The sequence below is a fragment of the Microbulbifer zhoushanensis genome (assembly GCF_021729055.1).
Taxonomy (GTDB): domain Bacteria; phylum Pseudomonadota; class Gammaproteobacteria; order Pseudomonadales; family Cellvibrionaceae; genus Microbulbifer; species Microbulbifer zhoushanensis.
Window position 1 is genome coordinate 210,009 of record NZ_JAJSAO010000006.1, and the last position, 22,491, is coordinate 232,499.

General features: G+C 62.5%; 20 protein-coding genes. 11 read left to right on the forward strand and 9 right to left on the reverse strand.

Going from position 1 to position 22,491, the window contains the following annotated elements; genetic code table 11:
* Positions 1 to 202: 202 nt before the first annotated feature.
* From miaB to LVD10_RS13970, 6 genes are all read left to right on the forward strand, one after another.
* Positions 203 to 1,582, forward strand: coding sequence for a tRNA (N6-isopentenyl adenosine(37)-C2)-methylthiotransferase MiaB (gene miaB, locus LVD10_RS13945; RefSeq protein ID WP_237064022.1), 1,380 nt, complete (start codon positions 203 to 205; stop codon positions 1,580 to 1,582).
* A 177-nt stretch (positions 1,583 to 1,759) separates the two neighbouring features.
* The gene (locus tag LVD10_RS13950; protein ID WP_233006013.1) at positions 1,760 to 2,794 is read left to right on the forward strand and encodes a PhoH family protein; all 1,035 of its coding nucleotides are present in this window, start codon (positions 1,760 to 1,762) and stop codon (positions 2,792 to 2,794) included.
* Positions 2,795 to 2,814: 20 nt separating this feature from the next.
* Positions 2,815 to 3,312, forward strand: coding sequence for an rRNA maturation RNase YbeY (ybeY, locus tag LVD10_RS13955; RefSeq protein ID WP_233006014.1), 498 nt, complete (start codon positions 2,815 to 2,817; stop codon positions 3,310 to 3,312).
* A gap of 88 nt (positions 3,313 to 3,400) precedes the next feature.
* Complete coding sequence (locus tag LVD10_RS13960; RefSeq protein WP_370636787.1) at positions 3,401 to 4,297, forward strand: CorC family transporter; 897 nt, start codon at positions 3,401 to 3,403, stop codon at positions 4,295 to 4,297.
* Between the two features lie 31 nt (positions 4,298 to 4,328).
* On the forward strand, positions 4,329 to 5,888 hold the full coding sequence (lnt, locus tag LVD10_RS13965) for an apolipoprotein N-acyltransferase (protein ID WP_237064024.1): 1,560 nt from the start codon (positions 4,329 to 4,331) through the stop codon (positions 5,886 to 5,888).
* Positions 5,889 to 6,031: 143 nt separating this feature from the next.
* A complete protein-coding gene (locus LVD10_RS13970) occupies positions 6,032 to 6,946 on the forward strand; it encodes a TIGR01777 family oxidoreductase (RefSeq protein ID WP_233006016.1) in 915 nt (304 codons plus the stop codon).
* A 52-nt stretch (positions 6,947 to 6,998) separates the two neighbouring features.
* Here the strand turns inward: LVD10_RS13970 and LVD10_RS13975 are convergent, their stop codons facing one another.
* The 3 genes from LVD10_RS13975 to LVD10_RS13985 all read right to left on the reverse strand — a co-directional run bounded on the left by LVD10_RS13975 (position 6,999) and on the right by LVD10_RS13985 (position 8,922).
* Positions 6,999 to 7,367 carry a hypothetical protein gene (locus LVD10_RS13975; RefSeq protein WP_233006017.1) on the reverse strand — a complete coding sequence of 123 codons (369 nt, stop codon included), beginning with the start codon at positions 7,365 to 7,367 and terminating at the stop codon, positions 6,999 to 7,001.
* Between the two features lie 326 nt (positions 7,368 to 7,693).
* Entirely contained in the window at positions 7,694 to 8,473 is a 780-nt protein-coding gene (locus tag LVD10_RS13980; RefSeq protein WP_233006018.1) for a YdcF family protein, read from the reverse strand.
* Positions 8,473 to 8,922, reverse strand: coding sequence for a zinc ribbon-containing protein (locus tag LVD10_RS13985; RefSeq protein ID WP_233006019.1), 450 nt, complete (start codon positions 8,920 to 8,922; stop codon positions 8,473 to 8,475). The genes LVD10_RS13980 and LVD10_RS13985 overlap by 1 nt, the downstream gene beginning before the upstream one ends.
* A 91-nt stretch (positions 8,923 to 9,013) precedes the next feature.
* On the opposite strand from LVD10_RS13985, the gene leuS reads away from it, so the two are divergent.
* The 5 genes from leuS to LVD10_RS14010 all read left to right on the forward strand — a co-directional run bounded on the left by leuS (position 9,014) and on the right by LVD10_RS14010 (position 15,587).
* Positions 9,014 to 11,611, forward strand: a complete 2,598-nt coding sequence (leuS, locus tag LVD10_RS13990) for a leucine--tRNA ligase (protein ID WP_233006020.1) — start codon at positions 9,014 to 9,016, stop codon at positions 11,609 to 11,611.
* Between the two features lie 91 nt (positions 11,612 to 11,702).
* On the forward strand, positions 11,703 to 12,191 hold the full coding sequence (locus LVD10_RS13995) for a hypothetical protein (RefSeq protein WP_233006021.1): 489 nt from the start codon (positions 11,703 to 11,705) through the stop codon (positions 12,189 to 12,191).
* Positions 12,188 to 12,715 (forward strand): LPS-assembly lipoprotein LptE, encoded by a 528-nt coding sequence (locus tag LVD10_RS14000; protein WP_233006022.1) that lies wholly within the window; start codon positions 12,188 to 12,190, stop codon positions 12,713 to 12,715. Before LVD10_RS13995 ends, LVD10_RS14000 begins: the two co-directional genes overlap by 4 nt.
* 17 nt (positions 12,716 to 12,732) lie before the next feature.
* A complete protein-coding gene (holA, locus tag LVD10_RS14005; protein WP_237064026.1) occupies positions 12,733 to 13,734 on the forward strand; it encodes a DNA polymerase III subunit delta in 1,002 nt (333 codons plus the stop codon).
* 182 nt (positions 13,735 to 13,916) lie between these two features.
* Positions 13,917 to 15,587: an acyl-CoA dehydrogenase family protein gene (locus LVD10_RS14010; protein ID WP_233006024.1), complete on the forward strand. Its 1,671-nt coding sequence runs from the start codon at positions 13,917 to 13,919 to the stop codon at positions 15,585 to 15,587.
* Positions 15,588 to 15,619: 32 nt separating this feature from the next.
* Here LVD10_RS14010 and LVD10_RS14015 read toward each other — a convergent pair whose 3' ends face one another.
* From LVD10_RS14015 to LVD10_RS14040, 6 genes are all read right to left on the reverse strand, one after another.
* Positions 15,620 to 16,363: an SDR family oxidoreductase gene (locus tag LVD10_RS14015; RefSeq protein WP_237064028.1), complete on the reverse strand. Its 744-nt coding sequence runs from the start codon at positions 16,361 to 16,363 to the stop codon at positions 15,620 to 15,622.
* Positions 16,364 to 16,426: 63 nt separating this feature from the next.
* Entirely contained in the window at positions 16,427 to 18,400 is a 1,974-nt protein-coding gene (locus LVD10_RS14020) for an aminotransferase class I/II-fold pyridoxal phosphate-dependent enzyme (protein WP_237064030.1), read from the reverse strand.
* Positions 18,401 to 18,556: 156 nt separating this feature from the next.
* Positions 18,557 to 18,961, reverse strand: a complete 405-nt coding sequence (locus LVD10_RS14025; protein ID WP_233006027.1) for an NUDIX hydrolase — start codon at positions 18,959 to 18,961, stop codon at positions 18,557 to 18,559.
* A 99-nt stretch (positions 18,962 to 19,060) separates the two neighbouring features.
* Positions 19,061 to 20,248, reverse strand: coding sequence for a phospholipase A (locus tag LVD10_RS14030; RefSeq protein ID WP_237064032.1), 1,188 nt, complete (start codon positions 20,246 to 20,248; stop codon positions 19,061 to 19,063).
* Positions 20,249 to 20,461: 213 nt separating this feature from the next.
* Positions 20,462 to 21,292 carry a phospholipase A gene (locus LVD10_RS14035; protein WP_237064035.1) on the reverse strand — a complete coding sequence of 277 codons (831 nt, stop codon included), beginning with the start codon at positions 21,290 to 21,292 and terminating at the stop codon, positions 20,462 to 20,464.
* A 296-nt stretch (positions 21,293 to 21,588) separates the two neighbouring features.
* Positions 21,589 to 22,311: a hypothetical protein gene (locus tag LVD10_RS14040; RefSeq protein WP_237064037.1), complete on the reverse strand. Its 723-nt coding sequence runs from the start codon at positions 22,309 to 22,311 to the stop codon at positions 21,589 to 21,591.
* Between the last annotated feature and the right edge of the window lie 180 nt (positions 22,312 to 22,491).

Consider the following 22,491-nt stretch of genomic DNA (forward strand, 5'->3'; position numbering starts at 1 on the left):
GGCCCAGCCATCCATGGCTGGTGGATGGCCCCAGCGCGAAGCATTGCTTCCCCTGCGCCTGGACCATCCCGGAAAAAGCGCGCAAGAATAGCACAGGACCGCAGTCCCACATATAGTAGCTGCCCCGCCATCTATGCAGTGCCGGCGCGGGTCGCTATAATGCCCGCCCCTTTGGATTGCACAGTTTTTAACCAGGCCAGTTATGTCCGAAACCACGCCCCAGGCAAAAGTGAAAAAGCTCTATATCAAGACCCACGGCTGCCAGATGAACGAGTACGACTCGGCGCGCATGCGTGACCTGCTCGGGGAGTCGCACGCCATGGTGCCGACGGATGACCCGGAGGATGCGGATGTCCTGCTGGTGAACACCTGTTCTATCCGCGAGAAGGCCCAGGAAAAACTGTTCCACCAGCTGGGGCGCTGGAAGCACCTGAAGGAAAAGAATCCCGAGCTGATCATCGGCGTCGGCGGATGCGTGGCGAGCCAGGAGGGCGAGGCCATCTCCAAACGCGCACCCTACGTGGACCTGATTTTTGGTCCGCAGACCCTGCACCGCCTGCCGGACATGATGCAGACCCGGGAACAGAAAAACGGTGCTGTAGTGGTGGATGTCACTTTCCCGGAAATCGAGAAGTTCGACCGCCTGCCCCAGCCTGAGGCCGACGGCGCCACCGCCTTTGTCTCCATCATGGAGGGCTGCTCGAAGTACTGCACCTTCTGTGTCGTGCCTTACACCCGTGGCGAGGAGGTCAGCCGCCCGGTGGCAGACGTGCTGGAGGAAGTGGCGCACCTGGCGGACCAGGGTGTGCGCGAGGTCAACCTGCTGGGCCAGAATGTGAACGCTTACCGGGCCACCGGTGACGACGGCCAGGTGGTGGATTTTGCCGAACTGATCACCTACGTGGCGGCCATCGACGGGATCGACCGTATCCGTTACACCACCTCCCACCCGGTAGAGTTTTCCGACGCACTGATCGATGTCTACGCCGAAGTTCCGGAGCTGGTAAACCACCTGCACCTGCCGGTCCAGAGCGGCTCCGACCGTATCCTGATGGCGATGAAGCGAGGCCATACGGCGCTGGAGTACAAATCCAAGATCCGTCGACTGAAGAAGATCCGCCCGGAAATCTGCCTGTCTTCCGACTTTATTATCGGCTTCCCGGGGGAGACCGAGCAGGATTTCGAGGCCACCATGAAGCTGATCCAGGACGTGGGTTTTGACATTTCCTTCAGCTTTATTTACTCGGCGCGCCCGGGCACCCCGGCCGCCGACCTGCCGGACGACACCCCCGAAGCAGTGAAAAAGCAGCGCCTGCAGCTGCTGCAGCACCGTATCAACCAGCAGGCGGCGGAGATTGCCCGCCGCATGGTGGGCAACACCGAGCGGGTGCTGGTAACCGGCGTCTCCAGGAAGGACCCGGGCCAGCTGCAGGGCCGGACCGAAAACAACCGCGTAGTCAATTTCCGTGCCGACGATATGGCCCTGATCGGCAAGTTCGCCGATGTGGTGATCGAGGAAGCATTGCCAAACTCGCTGCGCGGCACGCTGGTGACCTCGGAACTGGAGGGGCCGCTGTTCTAGCGGCACCCCATCCAGGCTGGCGGCAGGCAGAGGACGGCGTCCCGGTTCTGTAATACCAGCCTGGTATAAAGGCCTTATAAGCTTAGAACCGATTCGTCACAGCCCGCCCTTTCCCCTACAGGGAAAATGGGTATACCCTAGCAATGAAATCCCGGATATAGGTGCACGGAAACCAATTTGGAAACACATACCCTCGCTCACAGCATCACCCTTGAGCCCAACGACGCCCGCCGCCTGGCCAACCTCTGTGGCCAATTCGACCAACACTTGCGCCAGATAGAACAGCGACTGGATATCGAGATCCGCAATCGCGGCAACGAGTTCGCGTTTTACGGTGAACCAGAGTCGGCGCGTGCCGCCGGGGAACTGCTCAGCTTCCTCTACCGCGAAACCGGCAGCCACGATCACCTGACGCCTGAGGAGATCCACCTCGCCCTGCAGCAATCAGGCGTGGAAGAGCTCCAGAACAAGAGCACAGGGGACAGCGAAGGCAGCGCGGAGGAATCCGAGCCGGTGGTGCTGATCCGCACCAAGAAATGCTCCGTGCGCCCGCGGGGCCTGAACCAGCGACGCTACGTGCGCGCGGTGCAGACCAACGATATCAACTTCGGCATCGGCCCCGCTGGCACCGGCAAGACCTACCTGGCCGTCGCCTGCGCTGTGGAAGCGCTGCTGAAGGACGAGGTGGAGCGGATCCTGCTGGTGCGCCCGGCAGTCGAGGCCGGCGAAAAGCTGGGCTTCCTGCCCGGCGACCTGAGCCAGAAAGTGGATCCCTACCTGCGACCGCTGTACGACGCCCTGTTTGAAATGCTGGGCTTCGAGACCGTGGGCAAGCTGATCGAGCGCAATGTGATCGAGGTGGCCCCGCTGGCCTACATGCGTGGCCGCACCCTCAACAACGCCTTCGTGATCCTGGACGAGAGCCAGAACACCACCCGCGAACAGATGAAAATGTTCCTGACCCGGATCGGCTTCGGCTCCACCGCCGTGATTACCGGTGACCCCAGCCAGATCGACCTGCCCCGCGGACAGGCCTCCGGCCTGCGCCATGCGATTGAGGTCCTGGGCAAGGTGAACGGCATCAGCTTTACCCATTTCGGAGCCAAGGACGTGGTACGCCACCCGCTGGTCCAGCGTATTGTGGAGGCTTACGACGCCCATGAGGCGGAGCGTGACGCCCTCGCGGGGAAACCCGACGAGAACGCGGCCTGACCCGGTGATGCCCAACCCCCATGACTGACCTCCACCTGGACGTGCAGCGGCCCAGCCGCTGCACCGACCTCCCCTCTGATGGCCAGATCGCCGAGTGGGCGTCAACCGCCCTGCGGGACCACCGCGATGAGGCAGAGCTGAGCGTGCGCATCGTCGATGAGGCGGAAAGCCGCGAGCTTAACCGGCAATACCGCGGCAAGGACAAGCCCACCAACGTACTCTCATTCCCGGCGGACCTGCCGGCAGACATCGCCGTGCCCCTGCTCGGGGACCTGGTAATCTGTGCCCCGGTGGTTGCCGCGGAGGCGGAACAGCAGCACAAAGCCCTGCCTGCGCACTGGGCACACATGGTGGTCCATGGCACACTGCACCTGCTCGGTTACGATCATATTGACGATGCCGAGGCAGAAATCATGGAGACCCTGGAGACCCGCCTGCTCGGGGAGCTGGGTTTCCCGGACCCGTACCGCCCCCCGCAGGGGCTGGACACCCGGCGCCCGCAGGGCCATCCGGAGTGATGACGGATCATTCACGCCGCCCGCAGCAGTTGCGGTAGCGGCCCTGATGTACGACTAATGTACAGGTATAGAGAGAGAAAGACGGAGCATGGCCACATCCATGACCACTGACGAACCCCCAAGTAGCCAATCCTCCAGCAAGCCCCGTTCCGGGGAGAAAAACTGGCTGGAAAAGCTGTTTGGCGCGTTTTCCGCCGAACCAAAATCGCGCGACGAACTGCTGGATATCATCAAGGATGCAGCAGAAAACAAGCTGGTAGACGCCGAGGCCCTATCGATTATCGAGGGCGCCCTGGACGTATCCAGCCAGCAGGTGCGCGAGGTCATGATTCCGCGCTCACAGATGGTTGTGGTCAGCCTGCAGGATTCCCCCGAGGAGTTCCTGCCCAAGATCATTGAGTCCGGGCACTCACGCTTCCCCGTGATCGGCGAGAGCGTGGACGATATCCGTGGCATCCTGCTGGCCAAGGACCTCTTGCCGCTGGTACTCAAAGGGCTGGAGAAGTTCAGCCTCGAGGAAATCATCCGCCCCGCCAATATCATTCCCGAGAGCAAGCGCCTGAATATCCTGCTGCGTGAGTTCCGAGAAAACCGGTACCATATGGCTGTGGTGATCGACGAGTACGGCGGTGTATCCGGCGTGGTCACCATTGAGGATATCCTCGAGGAAATCGTCGGCGAGATCGAGGACGAGACCGACGAGGAAGAGGAAGACAGCTTTATCCGCAAGGTGGGCGACAACGACTTTATCGTCAAGGCGCTCACCCCGATCGAGGATTTCAACGAGTACTTCGACAGCGAGCTCAGTGACGAGGAGTTCGATACCGTGGGCGGCCTGGTGATGCAGTCTTTCGGCCACCTGCCAGGACGCGACGAGATCACCCAGCTGGGCGAGTTCCGCTTCCGGGTACTCTATGCGGACAACCGCCAGGTGCACCTGCTACGGCTCAGCCGCCAGCAGTCGCCGGCCACCGACGCGGAATAACCCCGCGCCGCCTGTAGTGAACCGAAAACCCATGCGCAGACTCATCTACCCCCTTGCCAGTGCCGCTGCGGGCGCGCTCATGACACTGTCCTTCGCCCCGTTCAATCTCTGGGTGTGTGGCCTGTTGTCACTGGCAGCCTTCGCCGGACTGGTTTTGCATCGCAGCGGGGGGCTGCAGCTGCGCGGGCGCAGCAGCGCCTGGCTGGCGTTCTGGTTCGGCCTGGGGCTATTCGGCAGTGGCGGTTCCTGGGTTTATGTCTCGATCACCCAGTTCGGTGGCTCCTCCATGCCACTGGGCCTGCTCCTGACCGGCGGCTTTGTGGTGATCCTGGCGGCCATGCTGGCCGCGCCCTTCTATTTCCTCGGTCGCTTTACCGACCGCGCCCTGCCATTTGCGCTGGCATTTCCCGCACTGTGGTTTATCGGCGAATGGCTGCGCAGCTGGCTGTTTACCGGGTTTCCCTGGCTCTATGCCGGCTACGCGCACACCGGTACCTGGATGGCGGGCTGGGCACCACTGCTCAGCGTCTTCGGTATCGGCCTGCTGCTGGCGCTGACCGCCGCTGTCATGGCCCTGCTGGTGGCGGGGCGCCCCCTGCCCCTGGCCCGGCGCACACGCGTAGGCCTGTTGGTAGCGGCCCTGCTGCCGTGGCCCGCCGGTGCCCTGCTCGAGCAGGTGGAGTGGACCCGCGCCACCGGAGAACCGGTGACCGTGGGCCTGGTGCAGGCTAATATCCCGCAGGAGAAGAAGTGGCTGCCGGAGTTTCGCGCTGAAACCATCAATCGCTACCAGAGCGGCAGCCGGGCACTCGGCGAGAGCGGTGCAGAGGTGATCATATGGCCCGAGGCAGCCCTGCCACTGCTCTACAGCCAGGCCCCCAACCTGATGTCGACGCTGCAACGCAATGCCGAGGAAACGAAGATCGACCTGATCACCGGCGTGCTCTACGACCGGGTCGATAACGGGCTGCGTGTGGTGCACAACTCTGCTGCGGTCTTCGGCGGCAGCCCCCACGTCTACCACAAGCGCCACCTGGTGCCTTTCGGCGAATATGTACCGCTGGAGGAGTGGATCCGGGGCACTATCGAGTTCTTTGACCTGCCGACTTCATTTATCCGCCCGGGACCGGACGAACAGCCCCCCCTGGCTGCCGGCGGCCTCACCTGGGCCCCGCTGATCTGCTACGAGATTGTCTATCCCACACTTGTGGCCGGGTCCGCACAGACCTCCCAGGTCCTGCTCACGATCAGCAACGATGCCTGGTTTGGTGATTCCATCGGCCCGCTGCAGCATATGCAGATGGCGCAGATGCGCGCCCTGGAAACCGGGCGCTACCTGGTGCGCGCCACCAATACCGGCGTAACCGCAATCGTCGACCCGCAGGGGCAGGTCGTGGAGCGGCTGCCGCAGTTCCAGCGCGCCAACATGATTGGGAAGGTGACCGGCAGGAGCGGTTCCACCCCGTTTATGTGGGCCGGTATCTCCCTGGTATTCGCACTGGCGCTGCCGATGCTGGCCGCCGCCGTCGCCCTGCGCATCCGCCGTCGCGGGCCGGCAGTGGCACCTGTCGCCGGCCAGGCAACCGACTGACGAGCCGCTGGCGGGGCGGTCCTCCCGCCCCGGTGAGCCAAGACGCAGCTTTCCTCGTACCACCTCCTGCACCGCCCTTGCGGCCTGCTATGATGCAGTCACATCAACAACTTAAACGATCTGGCAAGGACGCCCTTGGCAATATGCACTGTTTAATCACTGGCGGCACGGGGCTGATCGGCCGCCTGTTCTGCCAGCACTGGCTGGCCCGGGGAAACTCTCTGACCGTGTTGAGCCGGCGCCCGGAACGTGTGCACGACCTGTGTGGTGAGGCGGCGCAGGGCTGCCGTGAGCTGCACGAGGTCAATGGCCCGGTGGACGTCATCGTCAACCTGGCCGGGGAACCCATCAGCCACCGCTGGACCAGCAAACGCAAGGCCGAGATCCGCCGCTCCCGCGTGGAGACCACCGAGAAACTGGTGGAGTGGACCCTGGCCCAACCGCAGCGACCGGCCTATGTCCTGTCGGGATCCGCGGTGGGCTACTACGGCGACCGCGGCGGCGACCTCCTGCGTGAGAGCAGCTCTCCCGGTGGCGGCTTCGCGGCCCAGCTCTGCCGTGACTGGGAGGCGGCCACCCTGCCCCTGCAGCAGGCCGGCATCTGTGTTGGCACCATGCGCACCTCCATTGTGCTATCCACCCGTGGTGGAGCCCTGCCGCAGATGCTGCCGGCATTTCGCCTTGGTCTTGGCGGCCCGATGAGTACCGGTGAGCACTGGATGAGCTGGATTCACGAGGAGGACATCGTCGGCCTGATGCTGCACGCCATCGATCACCACCTGTGCCAGCCATTCAATGCCTGCGCACCCGAGGCAGTTACCAACAACAGTTTCTCCCGCCTGCTGGCCAAGCAGCTACACCGGCCGTGCCTGATGCGCACGCCCGCGTGGATGCTGAAGCTGATGTTTGGCCAGATGGCCGAGGAATTGCTGCTGGCGAGCCAGAAGATGGAACCGCGCACCGCCCTGGACAGCGGCTACAGCTTTCGCTTCCCGACCCTGGAGCAGGCCCTGGCGGACCTGCTGGAGAATGGCCACGCGAACAAGGCACGAGCCTGATATCCCTGCCCCCGTTTGCTGCCTACAGGTTCATTACGCCCCCGACCGCCCGTCAGGCGGCCTCAGTACGCTGCTCGAGCGCCTGCTCCAGATAACGACGACTGGATACCGCCACCACCTCTTCAGAGCGGCATTCCATCGGAGCGGAGCCCACCCACTGGGCATGCCAGCGAATCCAGTGCCACTCTTCACCATCACCACGCACTTCAATGAAATCGGTCTGCGCCGGGTCCAGGTGAAACTCACGCACTACCTGTCCGGCAAAGGTTTCGAAGTTCTTGCTGACCAGGCCGCTGGTACTCGCGGTCAGGAACACCAGCTCGCGGCCGTCGCGCTGCACGCGCCTGATGCCCAGCCATACCGGGCGATTGAGCCGGTTATGCAACTGGATCGGGGAGAAGGATGAAGGCAGGTCCGTCATCTCTGGGTACCTCTGTTATTTTTATCTTTACTGACCACAGCGGCGCTCCGACTGCAAAATTCTTTTTTATCCGCCGGTAATGGCTACCAGGCAATACCTTGTGTCCGGAAAAGCCCGCTGGCATCTGGCGCTTGCATGATTGGCGGCCCGAGCCAGCCTGCTGTCACTGCGGTGGGGTGGACATCTTAGTGCGCGGCCCCAAACTGGACAAGCTCAAAGAGTGACCGGATCTTTGAACCGGCCACAACGCCAGGGTTCCCGTCTGGCCAGCGATTTAACTGCCCCGGCACTACTTCTGCGACCGATACGGGCCGGAACGCCACCGCTTAACAGTTATATTCCGGTGGCAGGGGTCGCCAGTGGTACCACGCAGAGGCCAGCACTTCCCGCCAGTAGACCTGGGTTCGCAACAGGGCCCCGGCACTGGGCATCCAGCGCAGCAGCCCTTCCTGGGCACGGGGCAACAGTTCTGCGGCACTGCCCACCGGCAACGGCTTTACCTGCAGGCCGGCCCGGGCGAATACCCGCGCTGCCCGCGGCATATGCCACCAGTGGGTGACCAGCACCACACTCTCAACCCCGGAATCATGCAGAATACTCGCACTGTTAACGGCATTTTCCGCGGTAGTGCGACTGCAATTGTCGCGCCAAGTCACCGGCCGCTGCAGCAAATCCTGCATCGCCGACGCCATAAGCTCCGCTTCCGGGGCGCGTTCCGCCTCGTATACACGTCCGCCTGAGACCAGCACTGGCAACTGTGCCGGCGCCTCCCGGGCAGCCCAACTCACCCGCTCCAGGCTGGTGGCCGACAGGCGTTCGTTACCGGAATTCCCGTCCCGGTAACGGCCACCCCCAAGCACCACGACGGCCTGGGGCACGCTCTGGGTCTCAATCGATTCTCCCACCAGGCGCGCACCCAGCCAGGCGGAGAAGGCCGGTGTCGCACAAATCCACAGCACGGCAAACGAGAGCATAGCCAGTGGCAGTGACAGTTTGGCGACAGGGGAGGATTCCGGGAAACACCAGAATACGAAAGCCAGCACCATGCCCAATAATGGTGCAAGCGGCGGCAGCACCAGTGTGGTCAGTATTGCCTGCAACTCCATTATTCCTGCAGACCACCCTTGATCTGGCGGAAGCAGCCGTAGCCACAGCGGTGACAGGGGGTGATCTGGCTGCCGCGGGGCGGCAGGGCGCGATAGCCGCAACCGAGGCACTGCAGCTCCTCGTCAGGACCGACAATCTCCCCGGCCAGCGCCCAGGGCTCACCGGAGCGGATACAACGCATCAGGTTGGGCCAGGCGGTCTCCGTGGGGTCGGCGGCATCCAGTAGCCAGTCGCCAGTGCGCTCCTCCAGGGTCTGCAACTCCCCGCCGAGCCCCCGTAGATAGTCGACTGCACGGTGCAGGTCATCTTTTAACCAGGCGCGCAGGAAAGCGGCCTTGTTGGCGGTCAGGTCTTCCACCGCCAGCTCATCCTCGATCAGATTTTCCAGATCGCGGCGCAGTTCTTCCGCCAGATCGTCTTCCTGTGGCAACTTCGGTTCCTTCGCCATGGCATCCCCCATATAATTCGGCGCTCGCCAGCCTATCCGGTAGATGGCTATTTGACCAAGAAATGAATCACAAGAGTATAGGTTCCCGCCGATGGAAGAGCAGTACAACCCCGCCGCAGTCGAGGCCGCCGCCCAGCAACACTGGGAGGAGCAGAAAAGCTTTGAGGTGACGGAGGACGCCAGTAAGGAAAAATTCTACTGCCTGTCGATGTTCCCCTACCCCAGCGGCAAGCTGCACATGGGCCACGTGCGCAACTACACCATTACCGACGTGATCTCGCGCTTCCAGCGTATGCAGGGCAAGAATGTCCTGCACCCCATGGGCTGGGATGCCTTCGGCCTGCCGGCCGAGAATGCGGCGATCCAGAACAAGACTGCCCCTGCAAAGTGGACCTACGCCAATATCGATTACATGAAAGGCCAGCTGAAGGCGCTCGGCTTCGGTTTCGACTGGTCCCGCGAGCTGGCCACCTGCCAGCCTTCCTACTACCGCTGGGAACAGTGGTTCTTCACCCGCCTGTACGAAAAGGGGCTGGTGTACAAAAAGAACTCTGCAGTCAACTGGTGTCCCCACGACGCCACCGTACTGGCCAATGAGCAGGTGGAAGACGGCTGCTGCTGGCGCTGCGGCACCACTGTCGAGCGCCGTGAGCTGGCCCAGTGGTTTATCAAGATTACCGACTACGCCCAGGAGCTGCTGGACGACCTGGACAAGCTGCCCCACTGGCCGGAGCAGGTCCGCACCATGCAGCGCAACTGGATTGGCAAGAGCAAGGGCGTCGAGCTGAGCTTTGCCCTGCCCCGGACCGTTGCCGGCGTGGGCCATTTCGATGTCTACACCACCCGCCCGGACACCCTGATGGGCGTCACCTATGTCTCCCTGGCCGCGGAGCACCCCATCTCGCTGGCGCTGGCGGAAGACAACGCCGAACTCAAAGCCTTCATTGACGAGTGCAAGAAGCAGTCCCTGTCCGAGGCCGACATGGCCACCATGGAAAAGAAGGGCATGGACACCGGACTGGTGGCCATCCATCCAATCACCGGCGAGGAAATCCCGGTTTGGGTGGCCAACTACGTGCTGATGGATTATGGCTCCGGTGCGGTGATGGCGGTGCCCGCCCACGACCAGCGCGACTGGGAGTTCGCGCGCAAGTACGGCCTGCCGATCAAACAGGTAGTGGCGCCCAACGGCGAAGAGACTGTCGACCTGGAGCAGGAGGCATTTGTCGACAAGGGCGTACTGGTAAATTCCGGCGGCTTCGATGGCCTCGACTTCGACGCCGCTTTCAATGCCATTGCCGACGCTCTCAAGGCAGCGGGCAAGGGCCGCGTCACCACCAACTTCCGCCTGCGTGACTGGGGTGTATCCCGCCAGCGCTACTGGGGCGCGCCCATACCCATGTTCAACCTGCCCGACGGGGGCGAGATCCCGGTGCCGGCGGAAAAGCTGCCGATCCTCTTGCCTGAGGACGTGGAGCTGGACGGGGTCCAGTCGCCCATCAAGGCCGACCCGGAATGGCGTGTGGACGACCTCAACGGCGAGCCCGTCGAGCGCGAGACCGACACCTTTGACACCTTTATGGAGTCCAGCTGGTACTACGCCCGCTACACCTGCCCCGACTTCGAGGAGGGCATGCTGGACCCGGACCGCGCCAACTACTGGCTGCCTGTAGACCAGTATGTGGGCGGTATCGAGCACGCTATCCTGCACCTGCTGTATGCGCGTTTCTTCCACAAGCTGATGCGCGACGAGGGCCTGGTCAACAGCGACGAGCCATTCAAGCAGCTGCTGTGCCAGGGCATGGTACTGGCCGAGTCCTTTTACCGGGAGGAGAACGGCCACAAGACCTGGATCAACCCGGCAGATGTGGACGTCGAGCGGGATGACAAGGGCAAGGCGGTAAAAGCCGTGGAGCGCGCCACCGGCGAGGAAGTGATTGCCGGCGGCGTGGTCAAGATGTCCAAATCCAAGAACAACGGCATCGACCCCCATGCGGCCGTGGAGCAGTATGGCGCCGATACCGTACGCCTGTTCACCATGTTCGCCGCCCCGCCCGAGCAGACCCTGGAGTGGCACGATGCGGGCGTGGAGGGCGCGAGCCGCTTCCTGCGCAAACTGTGGAAGACTGTGCATGGCCATATTGCCGCCGGCGGCAGCAAGGTTGCCATCGAGCCCGGCAGCCTCGGTGACCAGCAACAGCAGTTGCGCCGCAAGACCCATGAGACCATCCAGAAGGTCAGCGACGATTACGGTCGCCGCCAGACCTTTAACACGGCCGTTGCCGCAGTGATGGAGTTGCTGAACGAAGTAGGCAAGCTCGCCCAGCGCGACAGCGACCAGGGCCTGGCAGTGGAGCGTGAGGCACTGGAGGCCGCGGTACAGCTGTTGGCCCCGGTCACCCCGCACATCTGCCACCAGCTCTGGGCGGCCCTGGGTAACGATACCCCCCTGGTGGACGCCGAGTGGCCCGCCGTGGATGAGCAGGCCCTGGTGCGCTCCAGCATTACGCTGGTAGTACAGGTGAATGGCAAGGTACGGGCCAAGCTGGATGTCCCCGCGGATGCCGATAAGGAAACCCTGGAGAAGCTGGCGCTGTCCAATGACAACGTGCAGAAATTTATCGGCGATGCCATGGTGCGCAAAGTAATTGTCGTACCGGGTAAACTGGTCAACGTTGTTGCCAAGTAAGCGACCTGCGGATGCCCCGCGTGGCGGTCCGGCGGCAGCGCCCCGGTTCCGCCGCCATCTACAGACTCGCTTACCCGAGGGGGACACGACAATGAGCAGAACCCTGGCTACCCTGGCCGCAACCCTGCTGGCCACAGGCATACACGCAGACACCGGGACGGAATCGCTCGACCAGCAGCTGGTGGGCAAATGGCTGAGCCAGTGCAAGGAGACGTCCGGCAGGTATGTGCAGATCGCCAGCGAATTCAGCGATGCGGGCAGATACCGGGCGCGTTCCAGGTTCTATCTGGACGCCAGCTGCACCAACGCCATGAGCATGGACATTGTTTCCACCGGGCGCTATCGCCTGGGCAAGCCGCTGGCTCTCGCCAGCGGTAAAACCGCGCGGGAAATCGATATCGATGTTGCCGAAATGCGCAGCGGCCAGATGGAGCTGCCCGGGGCCGGCCAGCAGATCCAGCAGATTATCGCCATCGTCGACGGGCGCCTGGTCTTTGGTGATGCGCCGGCGTTACACGCCGTGACCGGCGGCGCGCGCCCGCAAAAACTCAACCTGCAATTTTACTCCCATAAACAATGATAAAAACTCTCCGACGTTCACTGACCATTGCCCTTATTGCCATCATCGCCACCGGCTGTGGCTGGCACCTGCGCGGCGCCCCGAAGAATTTTCCTCCCGGCAGCCAGCTCTATATCACTGCACAGGACACCCAGAGTGATATCGCCGCACGGCTTACGCGCCTGCTACAGAGCAGCGGCCTGCCGATGGCGGAGTCGCCCGAACTCGCCGACTACACGCTGGTCATTCATGATGAGATTGAGCGCAAGCGCACAGTATCGGTGGATGCCAAGGGACGCGCATCGGAATACGAACTGATCACCAGCGCGGTTTACAGCGTGAGAGACGCCAACGGGCGGGTGCTGCTCAACAACGCCCAGGCGGATGTCTACCGGACTCTCGAGTGGGATGACAACGAGGTAGTGAGCAAGGGTGAGGAAGAACTCCTGCTGCGCGAGGAAATGCGCCGCGAACTGATCGGCCGTATCATCGACCGGCTGCGCCGGATCGATGTGAACGCCAGCCCCGCAGACCGCTCTTACTGATCGGCAGGAAAGCAGTAATGCGCATCAACCCCCGACAGCTACCGCAAAATCTGAAACAGGGCCTGGCCCCCATTTACCTGGTATCCGGCGACGAACCGCTGCTGGTGCAGGAATGTTGCGACAGCATTCGCGCCGCAGCCAGGCAGCAGGGATTCAGTGAGCGGGAGCTGCTGCATGCCGAGGCCAATTTTGACTGGGGCCAGCTGCTGGCCTCTGCGGGCAGTATGTCGCTTTTTGCCGAGCGAAAAGTGATCGAGGTGCGGCTGCCGAATGGCAAGCCCGGAGACAAGGGCAGCAAGGCACTGCAGGAGTTCGCCCGGCTCGCCAGTGAGGACCTGTTACTGCTGCTGGTGTTGCCGCGACTGGATCGCTCGCAGCTCAACAGCAAGTGGGTCAAGGCGCTGGACCAGCGCGGCGTGATACTGCAGGTGTGGCCGGTGGACACACAGGAAATGCCACGCTGGATCCACCAGCGCCTGCGCGCGGCGGGGCTGGACGCGGAGCCCGAGGCAATACAGATTCTCGCCGAGCGCGTTGAGGGCAACCTGCTGGCAGCACGGCAGGAAATCGACAAGCTCAAACTGTTAAGCGACGACAACCTGATTACTGCCGACACCATGCGCCACGCTGTCGCCAGCTCGGCGCGCTATGATGTCTTCGGCCTGATCGACCGGGCCCTGGCGGGTGACGCGGAGAATGCCGTGCGCACCCTGCAGGGGCTGCGTGCCGAGGGTGTCGAGGCACCGGTGGTACTCTGGGCTATCGCGCGGGAAATCCGCAGCCTGCTGGAGATCGGTGAAAAACTCGACCAGGGCCAGCCGCTCAGCCGCCTGGTGCGTATCCAGAAGCGCCAGCCACTGGTGCAATCCGCCCTGTCGCGCCTGCATCCCCGCCAGCTGGAAGCCCTGCTGTTGCGGGCACGGGCAGTGGACGGCGCCATCAAGGGCGGCCGGGACCAGCATCCCTGGGCCGGACTGCTGGAGCTGACCATCAACCTGTCCGGCCGGCGCAGCCTCTGACCTTTCGCGCCTGCATTCCAACGCGCCATACCGAATCCTGTCCCGCGATCAGGCACCGGAAAGATCATCGGCGTTGGCAGGAATTACAGTTTGCTTTGGACTCCACCACGGCTAGATTGTAGGTTGCCACGCTGCCTGACCGCAGGCGGCGGAGAATAAAACCAGTCCCTGCGAGGTCCGCCATGCGCGAAGCCGAATTCAGTGCCGACTCGGCATATACCCACGAAGTCACCAACCAGGCCCCACCGCTGGCAGGCCACAACCTGTTTGCCGGTGACGCGGCATTGCGCGATGCCGTCAACCACAATGGTGGCCACTGGGCCGAGGACGACCTGCAACGCTATGGCGAAGTCTGTGGCCGGCCGGAGATGATCGAGCGCGGTTTTCTCGCCAATGAGCACAAGCCCCGCTTCGAGAGCCACGACCGCTCCGGCAACCGTATCGACCTGGTGCGCTATCACCCGGCCTACCACCAGCTGATGCAGCTGGCACTGAGCGAGGGCCTGCACAGCGCGCCGTGGACTGATCCCAAACCCGGCGCGCACGTAGCCCGCGCGGCCAAGTACTACCTGCACAGCCAGCTGGAGTCGGGTCACGGCTGTCCCATCACCATGACCTTCGCCTCCGTGCCGTCACTGAAACTCAACCCGCACCTGGCCGCCGAGTGGCTGCCCAAGGTCACCGCCCGCAGCTATGACTCCAGCAATCGGCCTTATACCGAGAAAGCGGCGCTCACCATTGGCATGGGCATGACCGAGAAGCAGGGCGGCTCGGACGTGCGCGCCAATACAAGCCGCGCCACACGGCTGACCGGCGACCACACCCTGAACGCCTACGAGCTGGTGGGGCACAAATGGTTTATGTCCGCCCCCATGTGCGACGCCTTCCTGATGCTGGCCCAGGCGCCCGGTGGCCTGTCCTGCTTCCTGGTGCCACGCTGGCGTCCGGACGGCAGCAAAAACCCCCTGCAGGTACAGCGACTGAAGGACAAGTCGGGCAATGTTTCCAACGCATCCTCCGAAGTGGAAATGCGCGGTGCGCTGGGCTGGCTGATTGGCGAAGAGGGGCGCGGAGTGAACGCCATAATCGAGATGGTTTCCGCCACCCGCTTCGACTGCATGATCGGCTCGTCAGCCGGACAACGGCAGGCGGTGGTGCAGGCCATCCATCACGCCGCACACCGCAAGGCCTTTGGCAAAACCCTGCTCGACCAGCCCCTGATGCAGAATGTCCTGGCAGACCTGCAGCTGGAAGTGGAGGGTTCCATTGCCATCACCATGCGTATGGCTCGCGCACTGGATCACCTGGACGATGAGCAACAGCAACTGCTGATGCGCCTGGGCACGGCGGCGGGCAAATACTGGATCTGCAAGCGCACCCCCCACCACGCCTACGAGGCCATGGAATGCCTGGGGGGCAATGGCGTGGTGGAAAACTTTATCACCGCGCGCCTGTATCGCGACGCCCCCATCAACGCCATCTGGGAGGGCTCCGGCAATATCCAGGCGCTGGACGTACTGCGCGCCATCGGCAAGACCCCGGCGGTACTGCTGGCCTGGTACGAGGAACTGGAGCGGAGCGCGGGGGCTGATGCCAACCTGGACCGGGCGGTAACCGGCCTCAAGAACGAGATGGCCAACCTGGACCAGCTCGAATACCGGGCGCGCCACCTGGTAGACCAGCTGGCACTCACCATGCAGGCCCACCTGCTGGTACAGGGCGGCGACAGTACCGTGGCCGAGGCGTTTATCGCCTCCCGGCTGGCGAGCAAGGGCGTCCACAGTACCGGCACCCTGCCCACCGGGCTTGATACCGGCAGAATCATCGAACGGGGCAATCCACTGGTTTCCTGATACTGGCCCGCTGCCCGGCCACGACCCGGCAGCTACCAGGGCAGGACCTCGCCGTCCCAGAACAGCAGTTTGCCGTTTTTCTCCCCGGTGAGCTGCCCGAGCACATCGATGATGCGCCCGGCACTGGTGGCGGGGCTGTAGAGCCTATCGTCTTTGATATTCTCCTGAAACGGCCTGGACAGCGCAGTATCGGTGGTGCCCGGGTGGATGGCGACCACACAGCAATCATCCACCTTGCGGCCCCACTCAATCGAGAGGTTGCGCACCAGCATATTGAGTGCGGCCTTGCTCATTCGATAGCTGTACCACCCGCCAAGGCCATTATCCCCGATGCTGCCAACCTTGGCCGACAGGGAAGCCCACACCAATGGCCGGCGCTTTTTCAGTAACGGCGCCAGCGCCTGGGCCAGGTGCAGGTGCGTGATGACATTAATGCGCATGGACTGCAGCAGCCAGTCGTCATGGCACTGGTCTAGGGATTTTTCCGGCCCGTGGTTGTCGTCGTGGAGAATGCCACAACAGTGCACTACCCAGGACGGGGCCGCCCCCTGCTCCTGGAGAAACTCCCGTGCCGTCTCTACCGCCTCCGGTTCTGTAAGCTCCAGGCTGCAGTGTCCATGAGCAATATCGGTTTCCAGCTCCCGCTCGCGACTCATGGTCAGCAATTGCGCGTCCGGCCAGCGCCTTGCCACCTCCGACAGGATTGCATCGGCAATACCGCCGCCGGCGCCGGCCACCAACACGGATTCCGGTTCGGCATGGGGTTTATCGACCACGACTTCCTCCCTTCCCGTTTGATTCAACCAGGGCCTGTGGCCGGCAATACGCGGTTCCGCGGCCTATGGTTCAGTGCCGTCGGTGTCACCCTCAACAGGGGGCCGTTCACGTACCACCCGCAGCATCGGCTCATCGGAGCGGAAGATCAGCCCGTGAATCTCGGTTGCGGTCTGGGCCTGCAATAACTGCTGCAGGAACTGGACAATTTCCGCGGAGATTTCCTGGCCCGGCACCAGTACCGGGATTCCCGGCGGGTAAGGCACTATCTCATCGGCGCTGGTGCGTCCCACCAGGCGTCGCTCGGCCTGGATGCCGTTGTCCATCAGCGGCAGCTCCTCCGCATCGGAGAAATAGGCGTCCGCGGGCAGGCAGGTGAGGCGCGTGAACTCCGGCAACCGTCTCGGGCTGCCGATATAGGGGCGACGGCGACATTGCTGTGCCAGTTGCTTGAATGCGTGAATCAGGCGCAGCAGCTTGCTTTCGGTGCTGCCCAGGGTTACCAGCACACTCACGGTGTTGTAAGTGGTCTTTTCCACCTGGATACCGTACTGGTCAAAGAGCCGGATCTGCATCTCCTTGCCCGAGTAGCCACTGGCGGAAATATCGATGGTCACCTTGGTGGGGTCCAGCCGGATATTGTCGCCGGCCAGTGGGGCGGGAATCAGGTCCTCCAGCTCCAGCGCCCGGAAAACCCCGGTTTCATCCAGTGCCCGGCGCAGTTTCTCCACCATCAGCATGCAGCGCCGCAGGCAGCTGTAACCTTCCATCGCCATCTGCTTGCGCGCCACGTCGAGGCTCGCAATCATCGCGTACTGGGGACTGGTGGAAGCGTGCATATTCAGGTTTTCGCGAAAGCGGAACTCGTCGAAATCCGGGTCTTGCACATGGATCATGCTGGCCTGGGAGAATGCCGACAGCATCTTGTGGGTGCTCTGGGTGACATAGTCGGCACCGCATTCCAGCGCGGTGGGCCGCAACTCCGGGTGAAAGTAGCCGTGGGCATACCAGGCCTCGTCCACCAGCACCTTCACGCCCTGGCGGTGGGCGAGTTCGATGATCGGCCGCAGGTCATAGCGCAACCCATCGTAGGTGCAGGAAGTCACCACCAGCAGGCGGGCATCGCCATGTTCCTCCAGCGCCCACTCCAGGTCCGCGCGGCGCACCGGCCCGTAAATCCCGTACTCCGGATGCAGCGTGGACTTGAGGTAAACCGGTTCGCAGCGATTCATCACAATCGCATGGTGAACTGACTTGTGACAGGCCTGGTCGACGATGATCTTGCCCCCGCCGCCCAGTACCTGCTGGATTACCACCTTGTTGGCGGTGGAAGTGCCGTTGGTGAGGAAAAACGTGTGCTCGGCACCAAAAGTCTTCGCCGCCAGGTCCTGCGCCTCCTGGATTACCGAGTGGGGTTCCAGCAGGCTGTCCAGCACCTGTACCGACACCGACAGGTCGGTATTGAAAATGTGCTCGCCCATAAAGCGGTAAAAATCACTCACCCAGGGACTGTTGCGCAGGCTGTCACCGCCAGAGTGCCCCGGGGTATGCCAGGCGTCACGGGCACTGAATACGTACTGCTTGAGGGTATCGGCGAAGGGCGTGGAAGCGCGACGGGCGATAAACGCCTGCACCAGCCGGAACATCTGGTTGAAGTTGCCTTCGCGCCGGTCGAACAGTTCGTCGAAACGCTGGCGTGCGGAAACCGATAACGAGCAATCCTGCGCCACCAGGAAGATATCCAGCTGCGCCCGGAACGCGTGCAACCGATCCACCAGCTGTTCCGCCGCGGTGAGGCCGGCCGGCTCCGCACCCGCATCGACAATCAGCGCCTGCAGGTGGGTTTCCTCCCGCATCAGGCGGTCGACTCCCGGCAGTGGCACCGACTCGAAACGCAGGCCAAAAGGGTTTTCATGCTGGGCTGCGGTGATATTCAGCGCCTCGACCCAGTCGCCCGCCAGCTGTGGGTCCGAGCTGATCAGGACAACCCGGCACTCCAGCGGCTGGCGGCGTTCGGTCAGATTGCCCAGGTCAGGCATGCTTGGGTCCCAAAGGGTAACTCACCCCTTGAGCATAGCTGCTGCAGTGGCGCCGGGGTGTCCCTCCGGAACTTAACTCACTGATTTTTCAGGGGTTCAGGAGCGAACCGGAACGTAAAGAAAAAAACGCCAGCCGACAGGCTTCCCCGGAACGGGTCAAAACTTGTCGCTGCGCACCCGGCCATCGAACTCCAGGCATTCGAGCACCCGCTGTCGCTGCACCGGCGACAGGTCGTCCAGAGCAAAATATGCCAGCTCGGAATGTTCGTCGGACAGGGAGATGGCGCCGTGGTCGGCAAAATGGGCGCGAAAGATAAAGACATGCGAGCGGTAAACACGGTGGTAATACACGCCGCTCAGGTAATCGATCCGGACTTCCCGTCCCAGCTCCTCGCGGCACTCGCGCAACAGGGCTTCATGAATCGTCTCGCCCGGATCCAGCGCCCCACCCGGCAGGCCCCAGTTGCGATCGGCATAGGTGGCCCTGAGCTGCAGCACCTCGCCCAGTTCATTGGTAATCACGGCGTGGGCACTGAGGCGATAGGTATCTTCAAATCCCATGCTCACTCCTTCTACTGGAGCCCTGTGAAGGCCGGGCCAGGCGGCCCTGACCAGTATCCGCCAAAAGCCCGGGCGTTGCTACTCCATCAGGGCAACCACCTATTGCGCCCCGCGGGCCAGCTCAAAGCCGATACCCAGAGTATTCACTGACTCATCGTAATCGATCAGGCTTTCCCCATAACCACCAAAGTACTTGACGAAGCCCCGCACGCGGCCACCAAGCGGGAAGCCCCAGCGCAGCTCAACCGCACCGCGATTGTCCGAGCGCAGGTTGTTACGCAGCATCAGCGACACGCTGTGGCCATTGTCCCCACTGTAAGTGCCCGCCAGTTCAAAGTGCCCCAGGTAGGCCTCGATGTCCGGGTTATCATCGTCATCGCGGTCCTCCGGAATGCGATACCAGGGCTTGAAACTGATGAATATATTCTCGCGCTCGAAGAAGAAGTTGGCATAGACCCGGTTCCAGCTGCGGGACAATGGCTCACTGCGACCGTTGGACTGGTGGTTGATCGCCAACTGGTTGGCCACATTCTGGAAACCGAACAGGGACCAGTCGTTGAGCCAGGTCATCAGCAGCTCCGGCTCGTGGTTGGTCTCGCGAAACGGCGAGGAATCGTCCGAATTGTACGCCTGCCAGAAGCTCTTGTTGGTGTACGCCAGGCTCATAAACGAGGCCTGGCCCAGGAAGCCCCGCCAGATGGGCACCTGCACCGAAAGCTGGAACTGTACCTCGATTTCATCCAGGTCGATATCTACGCCATTGACCTGGAAATCCTCCAGGCCGGCCTCATTCGGTGAAGGGTTGTAAACCACCGGCAGCAGGTAATTGACCTTGTGGGACGCGAGCGTGAACGGGTTGTTGGCAGCGTCGCGGATCGCCTGGGCAGCCTTGCTGGACTCCGGCGCCACGGTGGTCTCCGTCTCGCCCGGCAGAGGCTCGGTGACCGTACCGAACACCGGCTGCGGCTCACGCTCATCCGGCGTTTCCCGCACACGCTGGGCGCAGAAGCGCCGCATTTCCTCGAGTGTGATGCTGGCAGGGGCCACCAGCAGCTGCTCCCGCAAGCAGGCCTCCTCGCGTTCCCCGAGGGTCAGCTCTTGGGAAAAAACGGTTTCGTCATCCGCGTTCCCTCCCTCAGGGGCATCGCTAGAGACATTGGTAACAGTGGCTTCTCCTGCCGGCAAAGGGCCGGCACCGGTGGCTTCAGCCTGCTGCGCCGCAGCGGGCATAACACCAACCAGCAAAAAGGGCACTAGCAGGCCCAGCGAAAATTGACGCTCCGACAAATTTCCCTCCCCAACCAAAAACCGGCGACCGCCGGATATGTTCCAGTCGGCATCATACACAGGTTGCCCTGATCTGGAACGCCAAGCGCCAGCATCCGACTGATACTTACCGAGAGATACCCTCTCGGCCAATGAATTCCATACACCGGGTGAGTAAATTCATGGTAACTATCCTTTTACCGGGGAAGTATTGGCGACCACTGATGCGTAGGCCTAGAGCCCGCGCGCCAGCTCGATTCCCAGCCCGAGAGACTCCTGCTCCCGATTGTAATCCAGCAGTGTGTCCCCGTAGCCATTGAAATAACGGACGAACCCGTGCACGCGCCCACCGATCGGGAAGCTCCAGCGTAACTCGACTGATCCGCGGTTATCCGAACGCAGGTTGTTACGCAACACAAACGAGGCACTGTGACTGGCCGCACGATATCCGCCGTGCAACTGGAAATTCCCGATATAAAACTCGATATCGGGATTATCGTCACCAATTTCATCTTCGGGCAGGCGATACCAGGGCTGGAAATTCAGGAACAGGTCGCCGCGCTCGAACATGAAATTCGTATATACCCGATTCCATCCCCGGGAAAATTCATCCCCCCGCCCATTGGACTGGTGACTGACACCCAGCTGGCTGGCCACACACTGAAACCCGAGGAAATCCCAATCACTTAACCAGGTCATGATCAGCTCCGGCTCATGATTCACCTCCCGGAAAGGTGCCGAACTGCTGTATGCCTGCCAGAAACTGCGGTTGGTGTAGGCGAGACTTACGAAGGACGACTTGCCCAGGAAACCGCTCCAGAGCGGCACCTGGACAGAGAGCTGGAATTGCATTTCCAGATCGCGGTAGGCCTGCCCACGAGGCCCCGGCTCAGTACTGAGGGCGTCGTTGTAGGAAGCGGGGAGAACGTAATTGACCTTGTGCGACGCCAGCGAGAAGCGGTTGCGGGCGGCCTCCCGGACAGCTTCCACCCGATCGCTGGCGGGGGCGCGTGCCGGCGGTCCAGCAACATCAGTGGAGGGCTCAGGGAGATCCTGAACTTCCAAGCCCCTGGCGATCTCTGCCGGGGTACAGTTGGACCCGTTTGGCGGAATCTCCGCTGCAGTGGCACCCACCCCGCCATGATAAGGCTCACAGCGCGCATCTTGCGACACTGGCCCGGGCAGGCTCTTCTCTGCGGCAACCTGTCCGGGCTGCAAGCAAAGCAGTAAGATGATTGGGGCAGCCCACCAATCCCTGAGGGCATTCGACACGGCTTTGACTCCCTGTTAAAGCCCGAACACCCCCAAAGACTAGACCTGGTACGGTCGAACTGCTTGATCCCTCCCTGCTGCGGGACTGGTCACACCAATGCGCCCAGCGCCCCGGACCACTCCAGGTCGCGCAACCTGACCTGCCACAGTCGCCCGGTGCTCGACGGCCAGTCGTACCCCACCAGCAGGCCGCGCTCATCGACATAACAGTGGGCGTCGCGTTCCGCCTCATCACCCTGGTAGATATAGCCGACTACGTCCGGCCCCAGCTCGTGGGCGCCCTGGTTGGTGCCGACACTGGACATCGCACGTGCCGTCCTGTGACTAACGCGCGGTGCCAGCAGCTTACCGCGCTGGGAGGGATCAACAATGTCCGGCGATACCACCTCCAGGCCCCGCTCGCACTGTTCCAGCTTGAGCAGTAACGGCCCCATAAAGATTCGCATCAGCGGAAACAGCAGCCGCGAACGGCCCCCGACCCGAGCCTCCTGGGGACCATTGGGTCCGCTCCAGTGTGCCTCGATATCGTTGCCGAGCATCTGCGCCCCGGGCCCCTCGCCCAGCAGTCGATAGCGGGCTGTCACCTCGTCGACCTCATCGCGCCAGCTCAGCTCGCATTCCGTCACCAGGCCCCGGTCCAGCACCGCACCGACCTCCAGGCCAAACCGCTCGGACCCCACCAGGCGCTGGCTGATCAGCACCTGGCGATCCGCCTCATCCCGGCCCAGCTGCCAGTAATCCCGCACCGGCATCTCCCGGCCATCGCAGCTGTAGTAGTAGCGTCCCTGCGCCAGATTGGACTTCAATCGCATTTTCAACCTCCTCAACGTCCTGTGAACACAACCCTGTGAATACACGGGACTAATGCATGAAAAAGTATTGCACAAGGAGGGAGAAAAACGCCGCGATTGGCGCGACAGGGGACCCTGAATAGTATTTGCGCCAGCATGGTGCATGCTTCCGGCAGGCCGCATCGCTATCGGAACTACCGG